The sequence below is a fragment of the Anaeromyxobacter sp. SG17 genome (assembly GCF_022690695.1).
Taxonomy (GTDB): Bacteria; Myxococcota; Myxococcia; order Myxococcales; family Anaeromyxobacteraceae; genus Anaeromyxobacter; species Anaeromyxobacter soli.
This window is the reverse complement of sequence record NZ_JALCYX010000147.1, coordinates 1-2495: the sequence shown is the minus strand read 5'-3', so window position 1 is coordinate 2495 and position 2495 is coordinate 1. Positions and strand designations below refer to the sequence as shown.

Annotated in this window: 1 protein-coding gene; it reads right to left on the bottom strand. The window is 76.0% G+C overall.

What is annotated here, in order from left to right; translation table 11 throughout:
* Positions 1–92: 92 nt before the first annotated feature.
* On the bottom strand, positions 93–2495 hold a 2403-nt coding region (locus tag MNY60_RS23455; protein ID WP_242362055.1), incomplete at its 5' end, for a DUF3857 domain-containing protein.

The following is a 2495-nucleotide window of genomic DNA, read 5'->3' as shown; positions in this document are numbered from 1 at the left end:
GGAGCCGGCCGCGCGCGGGCCGGCGCAGCCGAGCGCGGCGGCGAGGAGCGCGGCGGCCAGCGGGCCGGCGGCGCGGGGCGAACGGACGGTCGTCATCGGGAGCCCTCCCCGGCCACGGCCGGGGCGATCCGGACCTTCCGCGCGAAGGCGCGGTCGATCCTCGCCGCGAGCTCGCGGAAGGCGGGGTACTCCGCCGCCGCAACGCGCGCCGTCTTGAACGTGACGTGCCCCTCGGCGACGAGCGCGTCCGCCTCGCGGCGGTAGCGCACCTCGAAGGCGCCGTGCGGCGTCTCGCCGGAGGCCGCCTCCGGCACCTCCACGACCGTCCAGCCCTTCGGGAAAACGTAACGGTAGGTGAAGCGGGTCACGGCCGGATCGCCGACCACGAGGTCGTACCTGCGCGCGGAGAGGGCGGCGTAGGACTCCGCGTAGCCCGCGGCGTCGCCGAAGGGGGTGAAGCGCAGGCCGCCCCCGTCCGCCAGCGCGTAGCGCGGCACGTCGAGGGTGAAGTCCATCGCCACCTCCTCCTCGATGCGCGTGAGGTCCGAGACGTCGAGGCTCGTCACCTCCGCGCCCGGGAAGGTGCGGCCGAAGGCGCGCTCGAGCTGGGCGCGCCGGTCGTGCTCGGCGAGGTAGGCGCGGCGGTACTGCGGCGCCTGCGCGCCGCGGACGTGCGAGCTGCCGCGCACCGCCGCCCGGCCGTCCCTCGCGAGCGTCACGTCGAACCGGCTCTCGACGCGGTTGTCCTCGGGGCGCGCCTCCGGGATCGTGCCGAAGGTCGCCTTCGCGCCGGGGTTCACGACGAGCACCGTCGCGCCGCGGTCCTCGCCGGGCAGATCGCCCGAGCCCGAGTAGGACGCGGTGCCGTCGAGCCACAGGTCGAGGTCGGGCACGTAGGCGATGGCGTGGTTGAACACCGCGAGCGACGCGGGCGTCTCGGGCATCCGCCCGAGGCGGCGCATGCGCAGGAGCACGAGGCGCGAGTCGATCCCCGCGGCGGCGAGGAGCGCGTGGACGAGGCTCGCCTTGTCCTTGCAGTCGCCGAAGCGCCGCTGGAGCACCTGGTCCACCCGGTAGGGCTTGTAGCCGTGGATCCCGAACTCGAGGCCGACGTAACGGGTCTGCGACACCACGAAGTCGTAGACGCCCCGGACGATGGCGCGCTTCTGCTCGAGGGTCCAGCCGTTCCGCGGCGGGGCGACGGCCGGCGGCAGGCCTGCCTGCGCGCTGGCGGCCGTGAGGCGCGCGCCCCCCGCGCCGAGCGCGGCCTCGACGATGCGCGCGGCGGTGGCGCGGAGCTCGCCCGTGGGCCGGAGCTGATCCCTCACGAGCCCCCAGTAGAAGCGCGCCACCTGGTCCCAGTCGCCGTAGGTGGAGACGTGCACGTAGCGGGCGACCTCGCTCCAGCCCGGCATGCCGGGCTCGGGCCGGATGGGCGCGAGGTCGCGCGCGCCGAAGCGGTGCTCCACGAGCCCGCCCGGCAGCTTCCGCGTGTCGTGGCGCACGCCCTCGGGGGCGTTCGAGAAGATCGGCCGCGCCTCGGGGACGAGGAGCACGTAGTCCACCCGCGCCTTGCGGGTGGTGTCGTCGAGGAACGTCACGTCGCCGAAGTAGTCGGAGAGCAGGTTCTCGCCGGCGGTGTCCTCGATGCGCCAGGCCACCTCGAGCACGTCCCCGGCGGAGAGCGCCGGGAACGACAGGGTGCGCGTGCGGGTGTCGTAGTAGAGCCGGTACCAGGGCTCGCTCGCGCTCCGCTCCTCCGCCTCGTGCGTCTCGATGGTCGCGCCGTCGGGCTTCACGATGCGGACCCGCTCGACGCGCGCGTCCTGCCGGTCCGGGGTCCAGCCGATGACGTGGCGCCGGAACGCCTCCGCCCCGCGGGCGTTCACGATCTTCACCACCCGCTGGTAGTAGGTCGCCGAGAGCCCGGAGGGGAAGACGCGCGTGACCTTGAGCTCGCCGAGCACGACGGCGTCGTCGTCGGCGGCGGGCGCGGGCGCCTTCGCGGCGAGCGCGCGCGCGTCGAGCAGGTAGGGCGTCTCGAACCGCTCGCGGGCGGGCTCGAGGCTGCGCACGAGCTCCTTCAGCTCGGGCGACTGCGGGCGGAGCTCGAGGGCGGCGTGGAGGTCGGCGAGCGCGTCGCGGGTGCGGCCCACCGCGAGCCTCGAGCGCCCGCGGCGCTCGAGCGCGTCGGCGTCGTCCGGCGCAACGCGCAGCGCGGTGGCGTAGACCGTATCGGCCTCCTCGGCGCGGCCGTTCGCGGCGAGCAGGTCGGCGAGCCGAAGCCGCAGCTCGCCGTCCGCCGGATCGAGCCGCTGCCCCTCCGCGAGGAGCGCCGCCGCACCGGCCACGTCGCCCTGCTCGACGAGGAGGTGCGCGAGCGCCCCGCGCGCCTCCGCGTCGTCGAGGCGGAGCGCGAGCAGCGTCCGGTAGCGCGCCACCGCCTCGGCGTTCCGGCTCAGGCGGCCCGCGGCGCGCGCGGCGCCGCGCACCGC